Raw genomic sequence first — 20,362 nt, 5'->3', positions numbered from 1 at the left:
TGGATGCGTTTATGAGAAAATATAAAAGGAAGTTAAAAGGAGGAATCGTAATGCCGAGCAGTCTTAAAGATACAACTACATTACATAATGGTGTGAAAATGCCTTGGATCGGCCTTGGTGTTTTTAAAGTAAACGAAGGTTCTGAAGTCATTAATGCTGTTATGGCGGCCTTAAAACATGGCTATATTCACATTGATACTGCAGCTATCTATCAAAATGAAGAAGGCGTCGGCCAGGCAATCAAGGAATCTGGTATTCCTCGAGAGGAGTTGTTTCTTACATCAAAAGTTTGGAATGATGACCAAGGATACGATACAACCCTTCAAGCTTTTGAAACTAGTATAAAAAAACTCCAAGTAGATTATTTGGATCTTTATTTAATTCACTGGCCCGTTGCAGGTAAATACAAGGACACATGGAGAGCTCTAGAAAAGCTTTATAATGAAGGCAAAATTCGCGCAATCGGAGTCAGCAACTTTCATTTGCACCATTTGAAGGATTTATTAAGTGAAGCTGACATTAAACCAATGGTGAATCAAATTGAATACCATCCTCACTTAACACAGAAGGAAATACATGATTTCTGTAAGCAGGAAGGAATCCAGCTTGAGGCATGGTCTCCATTGAAAAGAGGGGTACTGCTAGACGAACCAACACTGATTGAAATTGGCAAAAAGTACAATAAAACTCCTGCACAGGTTATTATTCGCTGGGATTTGCAAAATGAAGTGGTGACCATACCAAAATCAATCAAAGAACACCGAATTATCGAAAATGCGAATGTCTTTGACTTTAAATTAACAGAAGACGAAATTCAGCAAATAAACGAACTTAACAAAGATGAACGTATAGGTACGAACCCTGAGAAGTATGATCAACCTTAGAAGAACAAAAAACTTGGCGCGATGCCAAGTTTTTCTATTCCACTAGTTCTTTTTAGGTCTGGTTAATATTTTACCTCCACATTCACATCTTGCCGAATGCTTTAACTGAATCATTTCTTTGTGACAGCTGGGACATATTTTTTTTATCAATATTTTCATCTCCCTTTATAAATAAAACTTTTCAGGTAAGTTGATTTCAAATGTGTAAATAGTTCTTATATATATTATATATATTTCTTTTTAATATTCAATACTAATTTATAATTATTTTAATTTAGAAACAAAAAAAATCACCTCAAAAAATATGAGATGATTTTGCAGATTTATTTTTTAATTAATTCAATAAAATGACTTAGTATTCTGGCTGTTAAACCCCAAATAACCTTACCTTCATAGAAATAGAAATGCTCATCTAAAATACTAGGTCTCCATTTATATTTCTCTCCTCCAATGATTTGATCAAACGGGAAGTTCTCTTCTGGTTCAACTTTGAAGTTAATTTTATACGTTTCAGGTTTCATGTTTTTTAGATGAGATAACGGTATGGTGAAAACTTCCGCTACTTCCGCAGGATTAGGTGTGATGCGAGAGGGATCTTTGATAGTGCCAACGTAGGGGTAAATAATTGCATCAAACGGGTTAACCATATAATCTAGAGGCGAAACATGGATAATATCCTTTTCTAACACCCCTAGTTCCTCTGATGTTTCACGGATGGCAGTGTGCTGTTCGTCCCTGTCTGTTTGATCTATTTTTCCACCCGGAAAACAAATTTCTCCAGGCTGCCTTCTTAATTGATATGAACGAACTTCCAGCAAAATATTTAACTCATTATTCATTTCAACAATAGGCACGAGGACAGCAAACTTTGAATACCGTTCACTTCCTAGCATTGTTCTCTTTCGATTAGAAAGGATTTGTTGCAGTTTTTGAATGTCCATGTTTTCCCCCTTACTATTCTCTTTTAGTGCTTCTATTATTATCATTATAGCGCGTTTTTGGATTATTTAGAAAGAAATCAACTTTATTCAAAAAAAATGCCAAACCTCTTCTGAGATCCGGCATTAACTAAGTGCACATTTATTAATCATAATTTGTTAATGATTTATCATATTTTTCCCATAGAATATTTCTTCCATTTCACCAATTAATTTATCTGTAATCGAAATTTGCTCTTCTGTTGACAATGACTTTTTCGAGTACCCAAACAAATAGTTATCTAAATCAAATTGTTTCAATTTACATTTCGTATGAAAAATATTTTCCTGATACACATTTACATCGATCATATCGTATAACTTCTTTACTTCATCAGGTATATAATTTTGTATAGAATTAATTTCATGGTCGATAAATATTTTATGTCCGTTTACATCTCGTGTAAAGCCTCTAACGCGATAGTCCATTGTCATAACATCCGTTTCAAAGGAATGAATTAAATAATTTAACGCCTTTAATGGCGAAATTTCCCCGCATGTCGAAACATCAACATCTGCACGAAATGTACTAATCCCTTCATCAGGATGAAATTCAGGGTAAGTATGAACGGTTATGTGGCTCTTATCTAATTGAGCAACAACCGATCCCGGAATTGGGCCAGGCGATTCCTCAAAGGCCTCGACCTGTTTTTCATCAACCGGCGCTTCTGAAACTAAAATCGTTACACTAGCACCTTGCGGCTCAAAGTCCTGTTTGGCAACATTTAAGATATGTGCACCAATGATATCCGTAACATTACTTAAAATATTCGTTAACCTCTCCGCATTATACTGTTCATCAATATAAGCAAGGTAAGCTTCTCTTTCTTCTCTCGTCTTTGTATAACAAATATCATACATATTAAAGGATAATGATTTTGTCAGGTTATTAAATCCATGTAATTGGACGATTTGCTTTGGAGTTAGGTTCATTTTAGATCCCCTTTATTTGATATGTTCCTTATTCTTATGATTATTATTAAACATGAATCTATTCCTCATAAAAAAAGGTGGAATAAGTTACATACTCTATATCCAGACAAGTAAACATGTTTTATATTCCCCAGAAAATTGCACATAATAACCGTGAATTGATATTAAAGGAGAGATTATTACATGACCAATAAAAATGACAACCGCGAACGTCAAAACAAGTATCCTAATAACAAGAAAAATGATACCGAGTTTTCAAAGGATATTAATATTCGCAGCGATATGACTAAAAAAGATATGAAAAACTAGTAATGTATTTTTTGGAAAAGAAAAAATCGCAGATGCTTACCCTGCGATTTTTCTAACCATTTTACTTTGTTAATTTAGCATATTCCTCTTTGATTTCTTCTACTGTTTGATCAAACTGGTCTCCCCAGTAGTCATTTTTGCTATTAAAAATGACCTTACCTTCCTCATCCATTAATGCGTATCCTCGATAAGCAGACTCCGTATTATCCATCCCCAAGATTTCAATTAACTTCATGTCTGGATCGGATACAAACGTTACGCTGTAGCCGAAATAATGTTCTAGATCATTGTATAATTGTACTTGTTCTTCAGGCAAATCATTGCTTATAATATACATTTCTACATCAAGATCTTCTAACTTATCGATTTGACTATGCAGCTGAACTAGCTGCTGTTGGCAAAGGCCTCAGGTGTAGGTAGTGATGAAAAAGAATAGTGCCGGTTTTTCAGTAGGGAACGTCACTTCATTTTCACTTTGATCTAATAGTGTAATTTGTTCTTCCAATTTTGTTTGCCCACATGCCGTTAATAATATGACTGAAATGAGCAATAGGAATAATAATTTTTGCTTCATATTGTGCTCCTTATCATGATTTTTCAGCAATCATGCTCCTTACTTCACCTACAATTGTATGGCAATTTTTCTGTTCATTCAACAGAAAAAAACAGATTATTATCAACTTCGATGAATTCATTATAAAAATTCCTCTAAATTTTATAATAATCCAGCTCCTTCAAAAGTAAAATAAGTACTGTTGTTATTTGATAAGGGGGTTGATCTAAGTGAAGTGGCAAAAGAAGATATTATCCATGATCCAGGAACGCCAAGGAAAAAAAATTGCCCTGGCAGTTGACACTTCAACCAAGGATGTTCAAACGATTGTGATTAATAATATTGTAAAACTGTTTGAAACGGTTAAACCAGATACTATCCTTGTTCAAGCTGACTATAAAATTAGAAGCATCACTCCAGTTAAAGCGGACAGTATTAAATATTACTCACACGGGAAATCCTCGTACACATTAGTGCTTGAATGGGCTGAACAAGAGAAGATTGATACATTATTTTATATTACCGATGTAACCGGCTACTTTAGTGAGGAGATGGATAGAGTCAACTATGAAATGTTTTGGCTTGTCCCTGATGAATACTTGCCAAAGGTTCCATTTGGCAGAGCTATTAAAGTCGCCTCTTAGTAAAGAAAATAAAAACCATTTCACTCAGAAAAATACGATAGGTGCTTTGCACCTATCGTATTGGCTAAGCTAATACTTTACCTTCTTCTTCTTTCTTAAAGAAGCTTCTCATGGCATGGAATACATCGGCTTTTTGCTTGAGGATATAGTATCGGAAGTCTTCATTTTTGATGTTTTTATACGCGGACATGAGGGTCGAGTGGCGGTTATACTGATTTACTTCTCCATATCCAAACATATTGGATACCTTCATTAATTCTTCTACTAATTTTACACATCGAGCATTATCTGATGTTAAATTGTCACCATCTGAAAAATGGAACGGATAAATATTATAGCGCGATGGGCTATATTTAGCTTCGATTAATTCTAATGCTTTACGGTATGCTGAAGAACAAATCGTTCCACCGCTTTCACCTTTTGAGAAAAAGTCTTCCTCACTCACAACCTTCGCTTCCGTATGATGTGCAATAAATTCAATTTCAACCGTTTCATACTTAGTACGCAGAAATCTTGTCATCCAGAAAAAGAAGCTGCGTGCCATATACTTTTCCCAGATCCCCATAGAACCACTCGTGTCCATCATCGCAAGAACAACAGCTTTGGATTCAGGTTTAACGACTTCATTCCATGTTTTAAATTTTAAGTCTTCTCGATAAATTGGATGAAAAGCCGCTTTACCTGTCATTGCATTTCGTTTAAAGGCTGACATCATCGTTCTCTTCTTATCGATATTCCCCATTAAACCTGTTTTCCGGATGTCATTAAATTCAACATCCTCAATGACAATGTTGTCTTGTTCCTTCTTCTTTAAATTTGGAAGTTCCAATTCCTTGAATAATGCTTCCTGGATATCCATTAAGGATACTTCTGCTTCGAAATAATCGTCACCTGCCTGATCTCCTGCACCTTGACCTTTCCCCGGTCCTTTTGGATCACCTGAGCCATCTCGCGCAACAACATCCCCAACTTGGCTATCTCCATCCCCTTGGCCAACATGTTTGTTTTTGTCGTAATTATAGCGGATTTTATATTCGTCCAATGAGCGAATTGGGATCTTTACTACTTCTCTACCATTCGACATTACAATACTTTCTTCTGTTACTAGATCTGGTAAATTATTTTTGATTGCTTCCTGAACCTTTTCCTGGTGTCGTTGTTGATCATCATGGCCTTTTCGGTGGAGGGACCAATCTTCTCTCGAAATGACAAATTGATGGTTATTTGCATCAGACATTCAAACCCCTCCTTAAAATGTTTTTTAAATTTTTAGAATGCACACTTTCCAATTGAACTGCATACAATATCGCGGGTGCATAAACAATGATAATAAATTGTTTATTACTTTATCCTATGCGAGTGATTCAAATAATTTACAAATTATTTAGACAAATAGACGCAAATATATCACTATCTACTATAAAAATTATATTTTGCGTACTTAATAATAAATACATGATGTTAAAAGGACTGACAGGTAATCTGCCAGCCCCAATTGTAGTGGACTATCGATTTAGTAAGCTGCCTACATAACGTAATAACTCATTCGCAGATGTAGAATTATAACCATGTTCATCAATTAATCGTGCAACTACTTCATTAATCTTCTTCAATTGCTGCTCATCCGGTGTTTTTGTAGATGTAGTAATCTTCACCACATCTTTTAAATCGGCAAATAGCTTTTTCTGAATGGCCTCTCTCAGGCGGTCATGAGAGTTGTAGTCAAACCTTTTTCCTTTTCTAGCATAAGCTGAGATTCGAATAAGGATTTCTTCACGAAACGCTTTTTTTGCATTCTCAGAAATACCAATTTGTTCTTCAATAGAACGCATAAGCTTTTCGTCTGGATTGATCTCTTCCCCTGTTAATGGGTCACGAAGCTTAACCTTATTGCAATAAGCTTCGACATTATCGAGATAATTATCCATAAGAGTTTTTGCTGATTCTTCATAAGAATAAACGAATGCCTTTTGAACTTCTTTCTTAGCAATATCATCATACTCTCTGCGAGCTACAGAAATAAAGTTCAAATAGCGTTCGCGCAGTTCATCTGTAATGGACGGATGTTGATCCAGTCCTTCTTTCAAAGAACGCAGTACATCTAAAGCATTAATGGAAGACATTTCTTTTCGAATAATCGTTGAAGAAATTCGGTTAATGACATATCTTGGGTCAATTCCGCTCATTCCTTCATCTGTATATTCTTTCTTTAGTTCAGCTAAATCCGCAGAATTAAAGCCTTCTACATTTTGACCATCATATAGCCGCATTTTCTTAACTAAGTCAATATCGCCTTTTTTCGGCTCTTTTAAGCGAGTTAGAATCGTAAACATTGCTGCAACCTTCAAGGTATGCGGTGCAATGTGAACATCGGCCACATCACTTTCACGAATCATTTTTTCATAGATTCTTTCCTCTTCACTTACCTTTAAGTTGTATGGTACAGGCATCACGATAATACGTGAATGAAGAGCTTCATTTTTCTTATTTGAGATAAAAGAACGATATTCTGTTTCATTTGTGTGAGCAACAATAAGTTCATCAGCAGATATAAGCGCAAACCTTCCCGCCTTGAAATTACCTTCCTGCGTTAGAGATAATAAATGCCACAAGAATTTCTCATCACATTTCAACATCTCTTGGAACTCCATCATCCCGCGGTTCGCTTTATTTAGTTCTCCATCGAAGCGATAAGCTCTTGGATCTGACTCAGATCCATATTCTGCAATAGTTGAGAAGTCAATGCTTCCTGTTAAATCCGCAATATCCTGAGATTTAGGGTCTGATGGACTAAACGTTCCAATCCCCACCCTCTTATCCTCGGAGAAGAAGATCCTTTCAACAATAACATCCTCAATTCTACCGCCATATTCCTGCTCTAGGCGCATCGTATTTAACGGTGATAAATTCCCCTCGATTCGAATTCCATATTCATCATAAAAATCTTGGCGTAAATGATGTGGAATAAGATGCAGCGGATCCTCATGCATGGGACATCCTTTAATGGCAAATATCGCCCCTCTATCTGTACGAGCATACGTCTCTAATCCTCTTTTTAGCATCGCAACTAAAGTAGACTTACCTCCACTGACAGGACCCATTAATAAGAGAATTCTCTTACGTACGTCTAACCTTTTAGCAGCTGGGTGAAAATATTCTTCCACTAATTTCTCAAGCGCTTCTTCTAGCCCAAACAATTGAGTACCAAAAAACTTATAACGCTTTTTTCCATCAACTTCCTCTACCCCAGCATCCTTAATCATATTGTAAACGCGTGAATGTGCTGACTGTGCAACCCATGGCTTTTCTTTAATAATCTCCAAGTACTCCGCAAAAGTCCCTTCCCATCTCAACTTCTCTTCTTCGTGTCTGTGTGACTCAATCTTTTTTAATATATCCATATGGACCTCCCCTGTAGCTTGATCAGAGACGATTAATATAATCTATGCACGCCATTATGTGAACATGCGTAAACGGAGGTTAGTTTTTTCTCTTAAACCAATGTAATTTGCTTGTAACATAACAATGTCAAAAAAAATCCATCATCAGAGATTCACACTCAAACCGTTATAAGCTATAATAAAGTTAAATGGAGTTTTTTGATTATGTTGATAGATAAAAAAATAAGGAGGCATACATAATGAAATTAGTTATAATCCTTGCTGTTATGGTTGCATTTTTATCTGCCATCTTTACTGCTGGTTACAACGATAAGCCTGGTGCAAATAAATAAGAAATTCTTTTTTAGGAATGGACAAGCAAAAGCTGCCGATATCTTATCAGCAGCTTTTTTTATTATTTATCTTAAATTCATTTTTTTGCTTTCTACGAACTCTTTCATATATAAACGTGATTTTTTATCTAACATGCCAACCATTTGACCTGTCCACGTATCATTTCGTTTTCCAGCCGTTCTTTCGGAATAATAATTTGAAATCGTATCATTGTAACTTTCTAATTGTTCACGATACAGCTCTTGATTCTGCTCATATGTATTTTCATGATAGATATGCTTCATAGGAAGACGAGGCTTTTTACTGGAAGATTTCTTCGGAACCCCAACAGCTAGACCAAAAAGCGGTATGACTCTTTCAGGAGTTTTCAATAATTCTGTAACCTCATTTAAGTTATTGCGAATACCTCCAATATAGCAAATTCCAAGACCCATTGATTCTGCAGCGATCGCTGCATTTTGCGCTGCTAAAGCTGCATCGATTAGTCCTACCATAAACTTTTCCGTACTCTCTAGCGATGTGTCAACAGACTGATCTTCCATTTCGCCAGCAACAGTATGACGATATAAGTCCGCACAGAAAACGAAGAAATGACCATTGTTCTCAACATAAGATTGATTTCCTGCAATTTCTGCTAGTTTTTTCTTAATTTCTTTGTCCGTCACCCCGATGATGGAATAAGCTTGGATATAGCTTGAAGTAGATGCCGCTTGTGCGCTTTCAACGATGGCTTCAATTTGCTCAGCTGTCAAAAGCTGATCTTCAAAACTTCGAATTGAACGATGATTAAGGATTGTTTCAATAACGTTATTCATGTTTGACTTCCTCTCTTTTACTTTCTCTTCTCTTCATTACTATAGTAATAAATCAGAAAAATGTAAATAAGGTGAAACTTCTCTCGAGCTTTTTACCAAAAAAACAAGAATCTCGATAGGAGCCTATCAAGATTCTTATTATTATCATTTTAAATTAGGATAGTTCTGCTGACGCAGCGCTTCATATATTAAAATTGCAGCTGAATTGGATAAATTTATGGACTGCACTTGGTCATTCATCGGAATCCTTAGACAGCGCTCTTGATGCTGCGCTAACAACTCCTTTGGAAGGCCAGTTGTTTCTTTGCCGAACATAAAATAATAATCTTTATCTTGGCTGCTATAATCAAAGGCAGTATGAGGCTTAGAACCAAACTTTGTTAAGTAAAAAACCTCTCCTCCTTGTGTCTTTTCAAAAAATTCATCTAAGGAATTATAATAAACGATATGAACATATTCCCAATAATCGAGTCCTGCTCTCTTTAGCCTTTTATCATCTGTTGAAAAGCCAAGTGGATGTATTAGATGCAGCGTAGTATCGGTAGCTGCACAAGTTCGAGCAATGTTTCCTGTGTTTGCCGGAATTTCTGGCTGATATAAAACGATGTGGATGGCCACTCTTTTTCACCTCTATGTTTAACTATAGAAGCTATTATACCACTCTTTTTTCAGCATAAAAATGCTTTACCTATCATCGACGATATGAAGAAACTTATATTTAATATTCGGAGTGTAGGCTGTTGAATCTTCATATGCCCAATAACGCTTTCTGCTATTAAATGTATGAGCATTCACTAGGGGCATTCCATCAGAATCCTTACCTGTAACAATTGTCGTATGGTCATAACGGCCGTCTCCTTCAAAATCGTAGCAAATCACATCACCCAATTCTAACTCCGCAGCATCCTTTACTTCTTGACCTCTGAGGCCAATCTTAGCGCCTGGTAAATACCATCTTAAAGAATTGGCAACAGACCAGCTAAAACTCCAATTATTATTTCTCATCCACCACCCTTTGCTTCGGCTGGGATAGCCTCTCATTGGAGCATTTCCAGCATGGAGACATTGAGAAATATAATTCGTGCAGTCCACATCAAATTTCTTAAATTGCGGATTATAATCATTCCACCATCTTTCGGCGTATTTTACAGCATCTAACCGGTTATAGACAAATGAAACCCGCTCATCATTCTCTTCTTCTATCAAATTGTCATTTAGATCATCCATCGCTCCGATATTTGCATGCTGATATGGATTCAACTCCCGGTCATCAACAAGAACATTCTTATAGAACTCTGCTACCCTTTTCTCAATTTCCTCTTCCAGATAGATATGCTGCTTGTGTTTAATTAAATATTGAAAATGAGTGTTATAATAGACCTTTTCAATATCGTCCTCTGATTCCTTCCGTTCAATTTGTCCTGTTGCTTTCGCCTTTATAATTTCTCCTTGTCTTTTTAATAGACATTCCTTTTTATTCTCAATTTTGTCACACGTAAACTTATTATTTCTTGTATTTGTCACACATTGATTCACTCGGTTCACTAATAATTCCTGCAATTGCTCTCGCATGATCAACACTCCTTTCCCTTCATGCATATGTAAAAGAAGTGCTGAATTTGCATATAATAGAAAAACAGGATTTTCCGTCAACAATGGGGAGAGCGATGTCATTTCTGATTCATTAAATATATATAGAAATTACTGCTTCTACAAAAAAAAGCAAGAACAAAAATGCTCTTACTTTTTTACGAGTAACGATAATCCCTTTTCAATCTCTTTTAATACTTCTGCATCTTTTTCTACGCTTTGAGCTCTTTGAAGTTCTTCCTCTGCTATAGATCCACCAATTTTCCCGAGTGCCCAAGCAGCTGTTCCACGAAGGACTGGTCTTGGATCCTCGTTCATCACATATGTCAGCTCTTCAATTGCTGTATCGTCTTTAAAATGCGCAAGTGCTATAACAGCGTTACGCTGTATTGGTTTTTTCCCTCTCCATGATCCGGACAATGATCCGTACTTTTCTTTGAACTCACGATTACTTATCCTTAGCAGCGGCTTAAGTAAAGGCTTTACGGTTTCGGGATCAGCCTCCATTTCTTCATGAAAATGAAAATTCTTTCCTTTATTTTCAGGACAAGCAGTCTGACAGGAATCACAACCGTAAATACGATTACCCAGCTTTTCGCGAAATTCATCTGGCACAAAGTCTTTCGTCTGTGTTAGGAAAGCAACGCAGCGCTTCGCATTGATTTGTCCTCCTTGAACTAATGCTCCCGTCGGGCAGGCATCAAGGCATTTGCGGCATTCTCCGCAGCGATCTTCCATTGGTTCGTCGGGAGCAAACGGCAGATTGGTGATCATTTCTCCTAAATAAACATATGAACCAAATTCAGGCGTAATAATCGCACAGTTCTTGCCGCTCCAGCCAATCCCAGCTCTTTCTGCTACCGCCCTGTCTGAAAGCTCTCCTGTGTCGACCATGGATTTTAACCTCGCTTCGGGTACCTTAGAAACAATAAACTCTTCCAGCTTATTAAGACGATCTCTGACGATATGATGATAATCCAATCCCCAGGAAGCACGACAGAAAATCCCTCTTCGTTCTCCTTTTTTGCTCTCGACTCTTCCATTCATTTTTGACGGATATGCCAAAGCAATAGCAATAATAGACCTTGGTTCTTCCAACAAACGTGCAGGATCTACTCTTTTTTCGATATCCTGTTCTTCGAAACCGGATTGGTATCCAAGCTCTTGTTGACGAAGCAGTCGATTTTTTAATTCATCAAAGGTTGCTGCGGTCGTAAAACCAATTTTATCAATTCCGATACTCTTACTGTATTGAATAATTTCTTCCTTTAATTGATTAATATTCATAGCAATTCCCTCCTTTCCTATCAAGTGATCTATATAAGTGAAAGTATTTGTGTTTCGAGTTTCACTTAATTATCAAAACAACCATTATTATGATAAACTATTTTCAGTTGTTTTTGGAGGTGGAATGATTGGAAGTTATGATATCACCGCATATTTGCTCCAGGATATCCAATTTTAAGATCGGTATCATACAATACGAAAATATTGAAGTGGCTGAGTCCCCGCAAATGCTTAAGGGCCGTCTGCAGCTATTTCAAGAGTCCCTATATTTTGAACTTGAAGATAAGACCGTTACATCATTGGAAGGTATTTCAGAGTGGAGATCGTTATTTAAAGCACTTGGCAAAGACCCTAACCGTTATCGACATTCGGCCGAGGCGATGTACAGACGGGTTCAGAAACATAATTTTCTAACCCCTGTGAACAGTGCAATTGATTTAAATAATTTTTTCTCACTGCAATACCAAATCCCTTTAGGCATCTATGATATGAATTCATTAGAAGGCGATTTGATGATAAGAGCAGGAGACCAAGGAGAAGAATACTTAGGTTTAAACGGAAGAATGAATAGTTTAGAAAGCCTAATCGTTTCGGCTGATCAACAGGGTCCTTTTGGCAGTCCTTTTGTTGATTCAAAGAGAAGCGCGGTTAGCAATGAGACGACACAAGCCATCCATATCGTGTACTTGAGACCGTCTATGAAGGACGAAGATGCAGAGCAGATGGTACTCTCCTTAATGAATATGTTTATACAGCTTCATGGTGGCAATGGCCGCTACTCAATTATAAAATGTTAGAATTCATGAATCGGCAAATTAGAGCCGATTTTTTTTGAAATTAAAAAACGCAATACCTCGTTCATTTCGAAACGAAATACTGCGTTGCCTATGTATTGGAGCGGGTGATGGGAATCGAACCCACGACAACAGCTTGGAAGGCTGTGGTTTTACCATTAAACTACACCCGCATATATAATTTTTTTACTTTTTAATCTTATCTAATGCCCTCATTGTATTACGACTACAATCACATATGCAATATATTAGTGCAACAACAATGTTTACTATATCATCTCAATTCTTTAACGTCAACCGGTTTATTATTTTTCATAACATTCCGACATTTAGCTTAACAAACTGACTATCTTTTATTCAGTTCGACAATTAACGCGTCTATTTTGTAAAAACATCCGTATTGTTGTCAAAATCTTCTTAATACGATAAAATAATGGCAATCGCTACCTTCGAATTAATAGGAGATGTTTCTATGGTTTTGTTGACAGGATTGCTAATCAATCTTCTTTTTATCCTTCTCCTGATACTTTTAGCAAATATGCTGCTGTGGAAAAAACATACTTCACTCCAAATTAAATACCGAAAAACTCACATCTTTCTACTATCATCAGCAGCTATTATCCAATGTATCTTACTTTCTGTTCCTATAGACGAACACTTTATCTATGATTTACGTTTTATCCCCTTCTTATTAGGAGGTCTTTACGGCGGAAAATATGTAACCATTGGACTCGCCATCACACTCGTTTCAATCCGTATACCGCTGGGTGGTGATGGTATCTGGTTAACCATTTTGCTAGTCATCCTCTTTTCCACAATTATTATAAAAATGTCGGATAAGTTCTTTAATAAACACATGCGCTGGAGACTTGCCGTCACTACAATTCTCGCTTTGGGATACTCTATAATCGGGTTTCTGCTTCCAGCAATTTATTATGATTTTATTGATTTTATTCATTATGGAACGTACGCATTTATATTGTCTTTATCTACCTATTTTGTTTCCTATTTATTAGAAATACTGCGCACAATATACGTACTGCAATTAGAAGCGGTAAAATATGAAAAAATGGAAATTGTTAGTCATCTTGCAGCCAGCATCAGCCATGAAGTCCGTAATCCTCTGACAGCAGTGAAAGGTTTTCTTCAATTAATCTTAGAAGATCAAAAAATTCCTGAAAATATAAAGACATATTCTTCACTCGCTCTTGAGGAGACAACGCGCGCATCAAATATTATTAACGATTACTTAACTTTTGCAAAACCCCATCAAGAAAAACAAATAGTATTTGGAATAGAAGAAGAAATAGAGAAATGCAAAGAAATTATAACTCCCTTAGCTTTAAAAAACGATGTTGAAGTCTATAAAGCTTTTTTCCATTCAGGTAAAATTATGGGCGATCCTCATAAATTTCGCCAGGTTCTTTTAAATGTCTGTAAAAATGCGATCGAAGCTATGCCAAACGGAGGAACATTGTCTATCCTTACGTCTTCCACAGATACTTCCATACTGATTCATATAACAGACACCGGATATGGTATGAGCCCTCAACATATTGCCAGGTTAGGCGAACCCTATTTTTCTTTGAAGGATCAAAAAGGTACAGGTCTAGGAATGATGGTCGTTTTTAAAATTGTAGAAGGAATGGGAGGAGCTGTAAGAGTTTCGAGTGAAGAACATGTTGGAACAACTGTCTACCTTACGTTTCCAATCTATAAAGAGCAGTGAGAAATTAAAAAGGTAGAGCAGGTCTCCCTGCGCTACCTTTTTAATTTATCTTACTTGCCCATTTCCGTTCATCATTAATTTTATTGTCGTTAAACTTGGAAGCCCCATTGGACCTCTTGCATGTAATTTTTGAGTAGAAATGCCAATCTCAGCACCAAAGCCTAGTGCTCCACCGTCTGTAAACCTGGTAGAAGCATTATGATATACCGCAGAAGCGTCAACCAGCTTCATAAACTTCGAAGCGGCTTCTTTATTTTCCGTAATGATCGCTTCGGAATGCTTTGTACCGTAAATTTCTATATGTTCAATCGCTTCATCTAAAGAATTTACTGTTTTGATCGCAATTTCTAGCCTTAAATATTCGTTTGCCCAATCATTTTCGTCTGCTAATTTTGATCCAGGAATTAAGCTGACAATTTGGTTATCACCATTTACTGCAATTTTGTGTTTTTCTAATGTTTCTATAAGTAATTCTTGATGAAGTTTCAACCATTCATTATGAACAATTAGAGTCTCTAATGCGTTACAGACAGCAGGCCGGTCTGTCTTTGCATTAACCATAATTTCCATTGCCTTTTTCGGATCTGCTTCTTTATCAATATATAAATGACAATTTCCAACACCTGTTTCTAGAACCGGAACTGTGGCATTTTCTACTACTGCCTTAATTAAAGCTCCGCCACCACGGGGGATTAGGACATCAATATGTTCCTTCATCGTAAACAGTTCCTGTGTTGCTTCCCGGTCTGTGCTTGCGATAAATTGAACAGCATCTGCCGGGATTTTTGTTTTTTCCAATGCTGCCTTGATGATTTCAACAATCATTTTATTGGTGTTTAACGCAGAAGATCCCCCTTTTAAAACGATCGCATTACCAGATTTTAAGGCAAGGCCAGTTGCATCGACAGTTACATTAGGACGCGCTTCGTAGATCATTCCAATTACCCCTAAAGGGACCCTAACTTTTTCAACTTCCAGCCCATTTTCCAAAGTCCAATTGGACAAGACATCCCCGATTGGGTCAGAAAGATCAGCTACTTGTTTTAATCCTTCGGAGAATTCAACTATTCTTGTCTTTGTAAGTGCTAATCGATCTAAATATGCTTCGTCGTAACCAGCTCGTCGTGCAGATTCTAAATCCTCATTATTCGCTTCTAGAATTCTTTCGCTATTATCAGCTAACTCTTTTGCTATATAAAGAAGAGCTTCATTTTTTTCATCTGTAGTTAAAAGACTCACTGCTTTGGCTGCTCGTTTTGCTTTTATCGCTTGCAGCTCAACAGTTGATTTTTCAGTAGCAGTTGACATAGTAATCCTCCCTTAAACTCCCGCCAGGCTATTTAGTTCTATTTCGCACACAAGACCTTCTATGTCGACAACGATTGCTTTGTTTTTTAGACTCTCAGCTGAATACCTGCATAAATTCTTTAATTCATTAGCAGAATAATTGACGACACCAAGCCCGACCTTTTCACCTTCTGGATCGATAATTGTAATAACGGATCCTTTTTCAAAACTCCCCTTACTTTTTAAAACATCTGAAAGCAAGATGCCTCTTTTTTGTTTGGTAATTGCTTCTTTTACCAAATTATCTATTAATAACTCGCCCTCTGGACCAGAATTAAAGGCGATCCATTGTTTCTTTCGATTTAAATTTTTACTTTCAGCATTTACGATAAAATAAGTTCCTCTAGCTTCCTCATTAACAGCATCAACAAGAATATTTGAAATGCTGGCTTTCCCCAGGAAGGTTGATATCCCTGCGGCCATGGCGATTTTTACAGCTTCAATCTTTGACTTCATACCGCCTGTTCCTACTTCGCTTCCAGAGTCCCCTGCAGCATTTTCGATATCATCTGTAATTTCATAAACCTTTTCTAGCAGCTTAGCATTTTCATTGGTATTCGGATCAGAGTCATAAAGTCCATCGATGTCAGATAAAATGATCAACTGATCTGCTTCAACCAATCCAGCCACCTTTGCAGCTAACGTATCATTATCACCGAATTTCAACCGATCTACGGTAACGGTGTCGTTTTCATTTACAATAGGGATGATCCCTCTTTCAAGTAAAACATTAATGGTGTTTCGAACATTGTTATACCGGTACTCATCAGAAAAATCACTTTTGGTAATGAGAATTTGGGAAGCCACATAACCGTGTGAAATAAATAAATCAGAGTAAGCTTCCATTAACAGCCCCTGCCCAATAGAAGCAGCAGCTTGTTTTTCAGGTAACGATTCTGGCCGATCAATAAGGCCCAATTTACGATAACCAGCTGCAACTGCTCCCGAGGAAACAAGAACCACCTCGTATCCTTCATCCTTTAATAAAACAACTTCATCTGAGAGTTTTTCTAGCTTACGTCGGCTTATTTCCCCATGCCTGCTTGTTAAAGAACTGCTTCCTATTTTTATCACAATTCTTTTATTTTTATCATCAGCCGGTATCATTCAATCACTCCTGCAATTTCTTAAATTAAAAATATATTATTTATTAACTACTTCTTCTTTAACATCCTCATGTTCTGAGGTCTCAAACTGCTCACTAATCTCACTAGAACGCTTGGCAGCACTTAGCACCGCCTGAGCTATCGCGTAACCACCGCCATTTTGGTTTAATGCATCTAATCCAGCCGCAGTTGTTCCATTTGGTGAAGTCACCTTTATACGCAATTCTTCCGGTTTCTCTTCCTTTTCCAGAACCATCTTTGCTGCACCCATTACCGTCTGTGCAATAATACTACGGGTTGTTTTTTCATCTAATCCTGCCTTAAATCCGGCCTGTTCCATATGCTCCATCAAATAATAAAAGTATGCCGGACCACTTCCTGCTAAACCAGTGAAAATATCCATTTTACTTTCCTCAATTGTATATACCTCTCCAATACTTTGGAGTAATCGCTCTGAAATGTGAACATTTTTGGCAGTGGTGTATGTGCCAGGGGAAATTGCTGTTGCGGACTCTCCAACCATACTAGATGTATTTGGCATTACACGTACTACTTGCTGGCCTTCGTGAAGTTGAGCTTCTATAAAAGAGGTTGTAACACCAGCTAGAACGGATAAAATTAGTTGATTGGGCTTTATTGAGTTTTTTAATGATGATAGTGCATTACCGACATCCTTCGGTTTCATTGCTAGTACAAAAATATCTATTTGATCAAAAGGAATGTTTTCTTGATGAATCCCTTTTATTCCATAATTCATTTCTAACTCTTTAAGTCTTTCTTTGTTCTTTCTATTAGTCGCAAAAATTTTTTGGTTTGGAACAACGCCTTTATTTACGATTCCTGAAATCATTGCCTCTGCCATGGATCCTGCGCCTAAAAAAGCAATTGTTGTATGATCTAACATGCCATCTCTCCACATCTGTTCGTATTTTTGTTCGTGTTTTTATAATGCCTTTTTATCTTAACACGATCGGAATCATATTCAAGGGCTTTTAAAAAATTCATGTGCATAAGCTCCAATTAGTTAGTGAAAACGCTACCAATGATATTTATACTCTCCTCATCCCTTCTCAAGCCTGAATACTCTGTATAAAGGCTAATTTTCAAATAATTTCGCTAGTTATCTTCCAATAAATTGGTATTAACTGGAACATTTATTTTTAACTAAGAAATCTTTATTTAAGCAAAAAAAGGAACCCAAAGGTCCCTTTTTTGTCAACTTTAATAAGTGCAAATTAACTTATTAATTAGTTTCCTGATTGAACTCGGCCTTCCCATGACATCATGCCGCCCGTCATATTCGTAACAGCATATCCATAGCTTTCGAGAAACCCAACTGCTTGGCTGCTTCTGCCCCCAGAACGACAAACAATGATATACTTATTGTATTTATCTAACTCATGCATACGAAACTCTAAGAGTCCTAGTGGAATATTTACAGCCCCAGGTATTTTCCCTGCTGCTACCTCATCAACCTCTCGCACATCAATGATATTTAGTGATCTTCCTTCATTTAATAGAGTTTCTACTTCTTTAGCAGTGATTGTTTTCATAGTTGTCTTCCCCCGTTGTTGTTGAATTAGTTCCAGGCATTCATTCCGCCTTTGACATTTGTTATATTCGTGTATCCTAATTTTTTCAATACTTTACTTGCTTGCTGGCTTCTCATTCCACTTTGACAGATGACTACTACCTCTTTTTCTTTTGAGAGCTCTTGGTTGGCCATAGTAGTAAGTTGTTGCAACGGAATATTCTTAAAACCTTTAATATGATTTCCTTTAAATTCCCCTGGTGTTCGAACATCGACAAATTGCTTATTTTTATCTTTTAATTCTGCTTTTAGTTCAGCTGTTGATATATTTTTAACACCTTTCGTCGGAATAAGACGCTGAATGAAGAAAATAACTACTAATGCTAATAAAATATAATTTAGGTATTCCAAATTATTATTCCTCCTATTTGCCTGTCAAATACGCATATGGGTATTTTTTTACACAAAAAAATTATCTGCTTTTCACTAATAGATTGACAGCTTCTTTTATAATATCATCCGTTTCATCCCTATTTTTATCGGCCTCCAAAACGCAGTCAACAAGATTCGTACTAACAACCAAACCAACTGTTCGATCAACGGCTGAACGAACGGCTGACAACTGAGTGATGACATCTTTACATTCTCTGTTTTCTTCCATCATTTTTAAAATACCTCTAAGCTGCCCTTCCATTCGCTTTACCCTATTTTTAATTCCGTCACTATATTCCATAGGAATGCTCCTTTCTTACGTTTTTTATATTTAAATTTAGTTTATAGACAAAATTTATTACACGCTTAATATTATACCCTCATAGGTATAATGTCAACTCTTCTCAAGATGCAATTACTTAAATTAAACCTGTAACTTTTTCCATTGAATAAAAATTACTTCATTCGGCAAAAATGTACTAATGTTCAGAATTTTTTAGAGGAGTATAAGTTATGAGTACAAAAGCAAAAAAAGGATTAATCTCTAGTGGCAGTTTCCTTATGGGATTTGGATTTTTAGGAGCTCTAGACGGAATTATCTTTCATCAGATCCTGCAATGGCATAGTGTATTTATGGCAACAGACAGGCCTGGACAAATTGTGAGTGACGGCCTATTCCATTTAGCAGTGACAATCACTCTAGTGCTAGGGGGTATATTATTATGGACTGCAGGAAACCCAGCAAACTTAAGTAAAGGAGTCAGATTATTGATTGGTGGCTTCCTAATCGGTGGTGGTACTTTTAACTTAGTAGAAGGCATCATAAATCACCATCTTCTTCAGATTCATCGTGTAAAACCCGGTGACCCAAATGCTTTAGCTTTTGATCTTGCTTTCCTTGCATTTGGTGCACTACTAGTGATTACTGGCTTATTAATAAAAAGAAGCAAGGGATCCAAGATGGAACAGCTTAATGTGTAAATTAGCAGAAAGGTGAACAATGAGTATGGATGGTAAAATATACAGATCTCTCAGCTTCATTATTATTTTTTCTTTTGTCACTGTCATGCTTTACCTTCATAATCAAAGCAGTCATATTACAGGAACAAATCATTTAACTGCACATGCACAGCCCTATGAAGTACCTGATACATACCCAATTCCTACAATTAATGGGTCGGTCATTCAGGATCAATCTGGCAGCTGGCTGCTTAAGATTAAAACAGAAAACTTTCAGTTTACACCTGAAAAAATAGGCAGCACGGATATTAAATATAATGAAGGACATGCACACTTATTTATTAATGGAAAAAAAGTTAATCGAATTTACGGTCAATATTATAACTTAGACTATTTAAAGCCAGGTACTTACGAGGTAAAAGTAACACTCAATACAAATGACCATCGATTCTTAAGTATTAATGGGGAAATTGTTTCATTTACTGAAACCATTAAAGTAGCCAAAGAAGAATAGTATAGTCCTGCCAATTACAAAGGGGCTGTCCAAAAAGTCAGGTAACTGACCTTTGACAGCTCTTTATTTTTAGTAGTTGGTTAAATGGAGTTGTTGATTTCCACTCCAGGCACTTCGCTTTCCGCGGGCGGTACGGGGAGCCTCCTCGGCGCTTAGCGCCTGTGGGGTCTCCCCTGCCCCGTCATCCCGCAGGAGTCTTCGTGCCTTCCGTTCCAATCAACCT

General features: G+C 36.8%; 22 protein-coding genes, 1 tRNA gene and 1 pseudogene. 7 read left to right on the top strand and 17 right to left on the bottom strand.

The features are described 5' to 3' along the window. Positions 1 to 50: 50 nt before the first annotated feature. Complete coding sequence (locus CZ487_RS04990) at positions 51 to 884, top strand: aldo/keto reductase (protein WP_077211048.1); 834 nt, start codon at positions 51 to 53, stop codon at positions 882 to 884. 323 nt (positions 885 to 1,207) lie between these two features. Here CZ487_RS04990 and CZ487_RS04985 read toward each other — a convergent pair whose 3' ends face one another. Both CZ487_RS04985 and speD read right to left on the bottom strand, forming a co-directional pair. Further along, positions 1,208 to 1,825, bottom strand: a complete 618-nt coding sequence (locus tag CZ487_RS04985; protein WP_077211047.1) for an NUDIX hydrolase — start codon at positions 1,823 to 1,825, stop codon at positions 1,208 to 1,210. A gap of 156 nt (positions 1,826 to 1,981) precedes the next feature. Then, positions 1,982 to 2,794 (bottom strand): adenosylmethionine decarboxylase, encoded by an 813-nt coding sequence (gene speD, locus CZ487_RS04980; RefSeq protein WP_077211046.1) that lies wholly within the window; start codon positions 2,792 to 2,794, stop codon positions 1,982 to 1,984. Positions 2,795 to 2,977: 183 nt separating this feature from the next. Between speD and CZ487_RS27660 the strand changes: the two genes are divergently transcribed. Next, positions 2,978 to 3,103, top strand: coding sequence for a hypothetical protein (locus CZ487_RS27660; protein WP_272914188.1), 126 nt, complete (start codon positions 2,978 to 2,980; stop codon positions 3,101 to 3,103). 61 nt (positions 3,104 to 3,164) lie between these two features. Here the strand turns inward: CZ487_RS27660 and CZ487_RS04975 are convergent. Both CZ487_RS04975 and CZ487_RS27035 read right to left on the bottom strand, forming a co-directional pair. Next, positions 3,165 to 3,494: pseudogene (locus CZ487_RS04975) on the bottom strand (redoxin domain-containing protein); the annotation flags it as partial. 15 nt (positions 3,495 to 3,509) lie between these two features. After that, positions 3,510 to 3,677 (bottom strand): hypothetical protein, encoded by a 168-nt coding sequence (locus CZ487_RS27035; RefSeq protein ID WP_202617787.1) that lies wholly within the window; start codon positions 3,675 to 3,677, stop codon positions 3,510 to 3,512. Between the two features lie 209 nt (positions 3,678 to 3,886). On the opposite strand from CZ487_RS27035, the gene CZ487_RS04970 reads away from it, so the two are divergent. Beyond that, entirely contained in the window at positions 3,887 to 4,300 is a 414-nt protein-coding gene (locus CZ487_RS04970; RefSeq protein WP_077211044.1) for a VWA-like domain-containing protein, read from the top strand. 64 nt (positions 4,301 to 4,364) lie between these two features. On the opposite strand, the gene yhbH is transcribed toward CZ487_RS04970, so the two are convergent. The 6 genes from yhbH to queG all read right to left on the bottom strand — a co-directional run bounded on the left by yhbH (position 4,365) and on the right by queG (position 11,726). Next, on the bottom strand, positions 4,365 to 5,537 hold the full coding sequence (yhbH, locus tag CZ487_RS04965) for a sporulation protein YhbH (protein ID WP_077211043.1): 1,173 nt from the start codon (positions 5,535 to 5,537) through the stop codon (positions 4,365 to 4,367). Positions 5,538 to 5,805: 268 nt separating this feature from the next. Next, the gene (locus CZ487_RS04960; protein ID WP_077211042.1) at positions 5,806 to 7,701 is read right to left on the bottom strand and encodes a PrkA family serine protein kinase; all 1,896 of its coding nucleotides are present in this window, start codon (positions 7,699 to 7,701) and stop codon (positions 5,806 to 5,808) included. 398 nt (positions 7,702 to 8,099) lie between these two features. Continuing rightward, complete coding sequence (gene nfsA, locus CZ487_RS04955; protein ID WP_077211041.1) at positions 8,100 to 8,849, bottom strand: oxygen-insensitive NADPH nitroreductase; 750 nt, start codon at positions 8,847 to 8,849, stop codon at positions 8,100 to 8,102. 144 nt (positions 8,850 to 8,993) lie between these two features. Next, positions 8,994 to 9,467: a tRNA (uridine(34)/cytosine(34)/5-carboxymethylaminomethyluridine(34)-2'-O)-methyltransferase TrmL gene (gene trmL / locus CZ487_RS04950; protein WP_077211040.1), complete on the bottom strand. Its 474-nt coding sequence runs from the start codon at positions 9,465 to 9,467 to the stop codon at positions 8,994 to 8,996. Positions 9,468 to 9,533: 66 nt separating this feature from the next. Continuing rightward, positions 9,534 to 10,421 carry an amidase domain-containing protein gene (locus CZ487_RS04945; RefSeq protein WP_077211039.1) on the bottom strand — a complete coding sequence of 296 codons (888 nt, stop codon included), beginning with the start codon at positions 10,419 to 10,421 and terminating at the stop codon, positions 9,534 to 9,536. A gap of 168 nt (positions 10,422 to 10,589) precedes the next feature. Beyond that, positions 10,590 to 11,726 (bottom strand): tRNA epoxyqueuosine(34) reductase QueG, encoded by a 1,137-nt coding sequence (gene queG / locus CZ487_RS04940; protein WP_077211038.1) that lies wholly within the window; start codon positions 11,724 to 11,726, stop codon positions 10,590 to 10,592. A 128-nt stretch (positions 11,727 to 11,854) separates the two neighbouring features. Here queG and CZ487_RS04935 point away from each other — a divergent pair, with 128 nt between their 5' ends. Further along, complete coding sequence (locus CZ487_RS04935; protein WP_077211037.1) at positions 11,855 to 12,523, top strand: B3/B4 domain-containing protein; 669 nt, start codon at positions 11,855 to 11,857, stop codon at positions 12,521 to 12,523. A 96-nt stretch (positions 12,524 to 12,619) separates the two neighbouring features. Here CZ487_RS04935 and CZ487_RS04930 read toward each other — a convergent pair. Then, positions 12,620 to 12,693, bottom strand: a tRNA-Gly gene (locus tag CZ487_RS04930). A 299-nt stretch (positions 12,694 to 12,992) separates the two neighbouring features. Between CZ487_RS04930 and CZ487_RS04925 the strand changes: the two genes are divergently transcribed. Next, complete coding sequence (locus CZ487_RS04925) at positions 12,993 to 14,249, top strand: ATP-binding protein (RefSeq protein ID WP_077211036.1); 1,257 nt, start codon at positions 12,993 to 12,995, stop codon at positions 14,247 to 14,249. Between the two features lie 45 nt (positions 14,250 to 14,294). On the opposite strand, the gene CZ487_RS04920 is transcribed toward CZ487_RS04925, so the two are convergent. The 6 genes from CZ487_RS04920 to CZ487_RS04895 all read right to left on the bottom strand — a co-directional run bounded on the left by CZ487_RS04920 (position 14,295) and on the right by CZ487_RS04895 (position 18,966). Further along, on the bottom strand, positions 14,295 to 15,563 hold the full coding sequence (locus CZ487_RS04920; protein ID WP_139339522.1) for a glutamate-5-semialdehyde dehydrogenase: 1,269 nt from the start codon (positions 15,561 to 15,563) through the stop codon (positions 14,295 to 14,297). Between the two features lie 6 nt (positions 15,564 to 15,569). Continuing rightward, positions 15,570 to 16,703, bottom strand: a complete 1,134-nt coding sequence (gene proB / locus CZ487_RS04915; RefSeq protein WP_077211034.1) for a glutamate 5-kinase — start codon at positions 16,701 to 16,703, stop codon at positions 15,570 to 15,572. A gap of 36 nt (positions 16,704 to 16,739) precedes the next feature. Next, positions 16,740 to 17,606, bottom strand: a complete 867-nt coding sequence (gene proC / locus CZ487_RS04910; protein WP_077211033.1) for a pyrroline-5-carboxylate reductase — start codon at positions 17,604 to 17,606, stop codon at positions 16,740 to 16,742. A 343-nt stretch (positions 17,607 to 17,949) separates the two neighbouring features. After that, positions 17,950 to 18,255 (bottom strand): rhodanese-like domain-containing protein, encoded by a 306-nt coding sequence (locus tag CZ487_RS04905; protein ID WP_077211032.1) that lies wholly within the window; start codon positions 18,253 to 18,255, stop codon positions 17,950 to 17,952. A 26-nt stretch (positions 18,256 to 18,281) separates the two neighbouring features. After that, positions 18,282 to 18,644: a rhodanese-like domain-containing protein gene (locus CZ487_RS04900; protein ID WP_077211031.1), complete on the bottom strand. Its 363-nt coding sequence runs from the start codon at positions 18,642 to 18,644 to the stop codon at positions 18,282 to 18,284. Between the two features lie 61 nt (positions 18,645 to 18,705). Further along, complete coding sequence (locus CZ487_RS04895) at positions 18,706 to 18,966, bottom strand: metal-sensitive transcriptional regulator (RefSeq protein ID WP_077211030.1); 261 nt, start codon at positions 18,964 to 18,966, stop codon at positions 18,706 to 18,708. Positions 18,967 to 19,178: 212 nt separating this feature from the next. Between CZ487_RS04895 and CZ487_RS04890 the strand changes: the two genes are divergently transcribed. Both CZ487_RS04890 and CZ487_RS04885 read left to right on the top strand, forming a co-directional pair. Then, positions 19,179 to 19,646: a DUF2243 domain-containing protein gene (locus CZ487_RS04890; protein WP_077211029.1), complete on the top strand. Its 468-nt coding sequence runs from the start codon at positions 19,179 to 19,181 to the stop codon at positions 19,644 to 19,646. 25 nt (positions 19,647 to 19,671) lie between these two features. Next, on the top strand, positions 19,672 to 20,139 hold the full coding sequence (locus tag CZ487_RS04885) for a hypothetical protein (RefSeq protein ID WP_084783126.1): 468 nt from the start codon (positions 19,672 to 19,674) through the stop codon (positions 20,137 to 20,139). Positions 20,140 to 20,362 lie beyond the last annotated feature (223 nt).

It is taken from the genome of Robertmurraya dakarensis, from assembly GCF_900156875.1.
In the GTDB taxonomy this organism is placed as follows: domain Bacteria; phylum Bacillota; class Bacilli; order Bacillales; family Cytobacillaceae; genus Robertmurraya; species Robertmurraya dakarensis.
The sequence above is the reverse complement of the archived record's forward strand: the minus strand, read 5'-3'. Positions and strand labels throughout refer to the sequence as shown.